The following is a 5,532-nucleotide window of genomic DNA, read 5'->3' as shown; positions in this document are numbered from 1 at the left end:
CGAACAGCGTCAGCTTGGCACCGATCTCCTTCGAAATGCTGGTTTCGGGGTCGAAGATCGCGCCGTTCACGTCGGTGCCGATATTGGCGCGAAACCCCTCACCATAAGCGGCATAGAGTGTGACCGGATCAGTCAGGCGATAGACGAGGCCCGCCTGCGGGCTGAACCGCCCGCTGCTGCGGCGGCTGTCGATTCCGGTCAGGCGGTTGTCGGTGCGAAGGCTCACATCGTCATATCGCCCGCCGAAGCGCACCTGCAGCCGGTCGGTCAGCGTTACCTGATCCTGCACGAACAGGCCGGTCGAGCGCTGCACGTCCAGCCGGTCGTTCTGAGGCCCCGGCGTCGGCAGCGGGAAGCGACCGTAAACGGGGTCGAGAATGTCGAGCACATAGCCTGCCTGATCCGTCGTCGCCGCGCCCAGCACCGGCGGACGGACGCGCCCGAATTGCTGGTCGTTCTCGAACGCATCATGGTCCGCGCCGATCAGGATGCGGTGGGTCAGCCCGCCGGTCTCGAACTCGCCGGACAGTTCGGCGCGCACGACCCACTGGCGCGAATCATATCGCCGCGACCGCCGCTGGCGCGACAGTGAGCGGCCATCGGCGAACAGCTTCTGGCGCGACGGCACCAGTTCGGCGTCGGAGGAAAAGCCCGTCAGCAATGTATCGCGCAGCGACGCGCCGACCAGCAGGCTCCAGCGGTCGCTGAAATCATGTTGCAGGCGCAACTGGTGCCCGGTCGCGCGTGCCACATGGTCGCCGTCCCCCGGCTCGCCCAGGTATCGCGTGCGCGACATCGTATCGAAATCCCCGTTCAGCACCGCAATGCCGCGATCGAACGGTACTTCGACCCGTGTCCATTCGAAGTCATAGGTCAGCCGCGTATTCGCGCCCAGCGCCACCCCGATCGAGGGCAGGAAGCCCCAGCGCTTCTGCTCGACGGTGTCGCGGAAACTGTCGCCGCTTTCGGCATAGCCGATCAGCCGCGCGGTCAGCGCGCCGGCCAGCGCGACATTGGCGTCGGCTTCGGCGCGCACGGTATCGAAGCTGCCATATTGCAGCGACGCCGTGCCGAACGTGCGGCCGAGTTCGGCCTGTTTGGTGACGAGGTTGACCGTGCCGCCCGGCTCACCGCGCCCCAGCAGCGCGGCGGCGGGGCCTTTCAGCACTTCGACCCGCTCGATCCCGGCGACGTCGCGCGGTCCGCCAAAACCGCGCCCGCCATTGAAGCCGTTGACCAGATAACCGGTCGGGATGTTCTCATCGCCCGCGAACCCGCGCACGGCGAAACTGTCGAACAATCCGCCGAGCGAGTTCTGTCGCGACACCGACGCGTTGAGGTCGAGCGCGTCGGTCAGCCGCAGGATGTTGTTCTCGGCCAGCACATCGGCGTCGATCACCGCGATCGACTGCGGAATCTCGGCCTGCTTGAAATCGCCGCGATAGGCCTGGCGAACGCCGGTGACGGTAATCTCCTGCTCGCCGGGCGCGGCATCGTCGCCCGGATCGGCGCGCGCGGGCGCGGCGATGGCAAGCAACGCGAGCGACAATGCGCTCGCCGGATAAAGCGCGCGCGAAGATGGGCGCAGCATGAATTCCCCCAATGAATGACGATGGCCCGGCGTCGTGGCGACACCGGCTCCAGCGCTCCATGGACGAGATGATGTAACATCGTCAATGATATCTTGTTACATTTGTCGCGTTGCGGCATAAGTCATGGCTCCCCCGCAGCATTGAGGTGCCCATGCTTACGCCAGAACCCGCCCCCATCCTGATCGAGCGGCTGACGCTCAGCTATGGCGCGCACCGGGTGCTGGACGAATTGTCGCTGGCGGTGCCGGCGGGCAGCATCACCGCGCTGCTGGGCGGCAATGGCGCGGGCAAGTCGACGACGCTGGCGGCGCTGCTGGGCTTTGCGCGGGCGCAGTCCGGCACGATTTCGGTATGCGGCATCGACCCGGCTGCCGATCCCGACGGTGCGCGGCGGCGCATCGCCTATCTGCCGGAAAATGTCGCGCTCTATGACCATCTGACCGCGGTCGAGAATGCCGATTATCTGCTCGCGCTGTCGGGTGAGCGGCACGACCGGCGCGCGATCGCCGATGCGCTGGCCGGGGCGGGGCTTCAGGAACACGCCTGGGACCAGCGGCTGGGCGGCTTTTCCAAGGGGATGCGGCAAAAGGTGGCGATTGCCGTCGCGCTCCTGCGCGCGGTGCCGGTGCTGCTGCTCGATGAGCCGACTTCCGGTCTTGATCCGCGCGCGACCGCCGATTTCAACACTCTGGTCGCGGCGGTGCGCGAACGCGGCACGGCAGTGCTGATGGTGACGCACGACCTGTTGTCCGCCGCCGACGTGGCCGACCGCATCGCCTTTCTCGAGGGCGGTCGCGTCAGCCATGAAGTGGCGGCACAGGGCGCGGATCGCTTCGACGTGCGCGCGCTGCACGCCCGCTTCCAGACCGGCGGCGAACGGGTGGCGGCATGAGCGCCGTCGCCCTGATCGCGCGCGACGAACTGCGCCTGATGCGCCGCAACCGGGTGGCGGTGATCGCGTTCGCGCTGCTGGTCCTGCTGACCCTGGCGGCGGTGGTCAGCAGTTGGTCGCACCAGCGCGCCGTCGCCGAGCTTCGCGCCCGGCACCAACACGCCGCCGAACAGGCGTTCGACGCCCAACCCGACCGCCACCCGCACCGCGTCGTGCATTACGGCAATTTCATCTTCCGCCCGCTCGGTCCGCTGGCCGCGTTCGATTCGGGGGTGGACGCATTTACCGGCAACAGCATGTTTCTGGAGGGGCACCGCCAGAACACCGCCAATTTCGGCGATGTGCGGCAAAGCTCGCTGCTGGTGCGCTTCGGCCAGTTGACGCCCGCCTTTGTGTTGCAGGTGGTGGCGCCGCTGCTGCTGATCTTCCTGGGCTTTGGCGCTTTGGCGCGGGAGCGTGAGCGTGGCACGTTGCGATTGCTGATGCTGCAAGGCGTCGGTCGCGGGCAGTTGGTTGCGGGCAAGCTGGCGGCGCTGGGGCTGGTCGCGCTGGCCGCTGCGGCGCCGGCGTTGCTCGGGCTGATCGGCATCGCGATGCAACCGGGAGCGCTGGCGCTGCCGATGCTGGTCATCGCGATTGGCTATGTCGGCTATCTGGCGCTTTGGGTGTTGGTGATCCTGCTGGTATCGGCGCTTGTCCGGCGCAGCCGCGACGCGTTGCTGGCGCTGGTCGCGATCTGGGCCGTGACGGCGATCCTGCTGCCGCGCGTCGCCCCCGATATCGCCAGCGCCGCCGTGCCGCTGCAAAATCGGCTGGCGACCGATGTCGCGATCGGCCGCGATCTGCGCCAACTGGGCGACAGCCACAATCCCGACGACCCGCATTTCGCTGCGTTCAAGCAAAGCGTGCTCGACCGATATGGCGTAACGCACGTCGAGGATCTGCCTGTCAATTACAAGGGCGTCATTGCGGTTGAGGGCGAACGGCTGACCTCCGCGCTGTTCGACCGTTATGCCGCGCAAAGCCATGCGGCACAGGCGCGCCAGAACGCGATCGTCGATGCCGCCGGTCTGTTCAGCCCGGCAATCGCGCTCAGGTCGCTGTCGATGGCGGCTGCGGGCACCGATTTCGCCGCCCACCGCCGCTTTCTGGAACAGGCGGAGGCCTATCGCTACGACCTGGTCCAGCGCCTCAACCGGATGCAGGCGCAAGGCGTAACCTATGCCGACGACACCGCGACCGACGCGGGCGCTGACCGGCGTAAACGGGTGGATGCCGATAACTGGCAGGAGATGCCCGACTTCACCTTTGTCGCTCCCGGTGGCGGCGTGCTGGCGGCGGCGGCGCTGCCGGGCCTTGCCGTCGTGCTGCTGTGGCTGGGGGTCGCAGCGGGACTGCTCGCCTTTGCCACGCGCCGGTTGGGAGCAAGCCGATGACCCTGATCATCCATGAACTGCGCCTGTTGCTGCGCCAGCGCCTGAGCGCGTTCGCGCTGCTGCTGCTGGCGCTGCTCAGCATCGCGGCGCTGGCGGCGGGCATGGCGGAGGTTGTGCGGCAACGCGCCGCCATCGCCGCGATTCCCGCGCAGCAGGCCGAGGATATCGGCGCCGTCGCCGATTATGTGTCGCGCACCCGCGATGCGGGCAGCGCCGCCTATTACAGCTTTCACCCGACCTGGGACGCGCCGTCGCCGCTGGCCTTTGCCGCGTTGGGGATGCGTGACGTGTCGCCCTATATCCTGCGGGTGCGCGCGCTGGGGCTGGAGGCGCAGATATATGACGGCGACACCTTCAATCCCGAACTGGCGTTGCCGGGGCGGTTCGATTTTGCGTTCGTGCTGGTGTTCGTCGCGCCGCTGTTCGTCATCGCGCTGTTCCACGACCTGAAGTCGGGGGAGCGGGAGGCGGGGCGCCAGCGGACGCTCGATGCCCTGCCACGGGGCGGCGGTGCGCTGTGGCGGCGACGGACGGCCGTGCGGCTGGCGTTGATCTGGGCGGCGCTGGCGATGCCCTTCGCCTTTGCCGCGCTGGTCGAGGGGGTGGCCGCGTTGGCGATCCTGATCGTGCTGGTGCTGATCGCGGCTTATCTGTTGTTCTGGATCGCGCTGGCGGCGCTGGTGGAGCGGCTGGGCTGGCGGTCGGCGACCAATGCCGCGACGCTGGCGGCGGCATGGCTGGTGCTGGTGCTGGTGCTGCCCACGCTCGCCCATGTCGCGATCAACCGGGCGGTGTCCGTCAATCAGGGCGCGGAGATCGCACTGGCACAGCGCGAGGTGGTGAACCGGGCATGGGACGTCCCGCGTCAGGACACGATGCGGCGTTTTTATGCCAGCCACCCCGAATGGGCGGATTCGCCGCCGCTGGGCACCGCGTTCCATTATAAATGGTATCTGGCCTTCCATCAGAATGGCGATGAAAGCGTCGCGCCGCAGGTTCGCGCCTATCGCGCCGGGCTGGAACGCCGCGATGCCGCCGCGCGTGCGCTCGGGTGGGTGTTGCCGTCGGTCGGCGTGCAGGCGCTGCTGACGCGGCTGGCCGATACCGACCTGACCGCGCAGCTCGCCTATCAGGACCGTATCCGCGCCTTTCACAAGCGATTGCGCCGCTTCTATTATGGCTATCTGTTCACCGACCGGCCGTTCGACCGCACCGATTTCGACCGCGCGCCGGAGTTCGGCGACCCCGAACCGGCGTGATCGGCGTCGACAATCCGCGCCATCGGAAAATGGTGGGTCCGCCGGGGCTCGAACCCGGGACCTCTCGATTAAAAGTCGCTTGCTCTACCGACTGAGCTACGGACCCGCACCATGGCCGGACAGGGCCGGCGTCGCGCTCACCTAGTTGCGCGGGTGGCCGGGGTCAACCGGGCGGTGTCGGCACAGGCGCGCGGACAGGTGCACCAGCGTCAGGCCCGTTACCGGGTCGCGCCAGCGCGGGGCGATGCGCGCGGCGGGGCCGAGCACGAAGGCGCGGTCGCGAAAGGCGATATGCGGGACGACCAGTCCCTTGCCCGCAAAGCATCCGCCGGACCACAGGATGATATCCAGGT

Annotated in this window: 4 protein-coding genes, 1 tRNA gene and 1 pseudogene; 3 read left to right on the top strand and 3 right to left on the bottom strand. The window is 67.9% G+C overall.

What is annotated here, in order from left to right; genetic code table 11:
- On the bottom strand, positions 1-1,591 hold a 1,591-nt coding region (locus tag VL973_RS07080; RefSeq protein WP_325283324.1), incomplete at its 3' end, for a TonB-dependent siderophore receptor.
- Positions 1,592-1,743: 152 nt separating this feature from the next.
- Between VL973_RS07080 and VL973_RS07075 the strand changes: the two genes are divergently transcribed.
- From VL973_RS07075 to VL973_RS07065, 3 genes are read left to right on the top strand one after another with little or no spacing between them, the layout of a single operon-like run.
- Complete coding sequence (locus VL973_RS07075; RefSeq protein WP_325283323.1) at positions 1,744-2,484, top strand: ABC transporter ATP-binding protein; 741 nt, start codon at positions 1,744-1,746, stop codon at positions 2,482-2,484.
- A complete protein-coding gene (locus VL973_RS07070; protein ID WP_325283322.1) occupies positions 2,481-3,920 on the top strand; it encodes an ABC transporter permease in 1,440 nt (479 codons plus the stop codon). The genes VL973_RS07075 and VL973_RS07070 overlap by 4 nt, the downstream gene beginning before the upstream one ends.
- Positions 3,917-5,179, top strand: a complete 1,263-nt coding sequence (locus VL973_RS07065; protein ID WP_325283321.1) for a DUF3526 domain-containing protein — start codon at positions 3,917-3,919, stop codon at positions 5,177-5,179. The genes VL973_RS07070 and VL973_RS07065 overlap by 4 nt, the downstream gene beginning before the upstream one ends.
- A gap of 30 nt (positions 5,180-5,209) precedes the next feature.
- Here the strand turns inward: VL973_RS07065 and VL973_RS07060 are convergent.
- Positions 5,210-5,285: transfer RNA gene (locus VL973_RS07060), tRNA-Lys, on the bottom strand.
- 35 nt (positions 5,286-5,320) lie between these two features.
- Positions 5,321-5,532, bottom strand: a pseudogene (locus tag VL973_RS07055) (2-amino-4-hydroxy-6-hydroxymethyldihydropteridine diphosphokinase); the annotation flags it as partial.

Origin of the sequence: Sphingomonas sp., from assembly GCF_035490575.1 — a bacterium.
GTDB lineage: Bacteria > Pseudomonadota > Alphaproteobacteria > Sphingomonadales > Sphingomonadaceae > Sphingomonas.
Note: the sequence above shows the minus strand (reverse complement) of the source record. Positions and strands in the feature narration are given on the sequence as shown.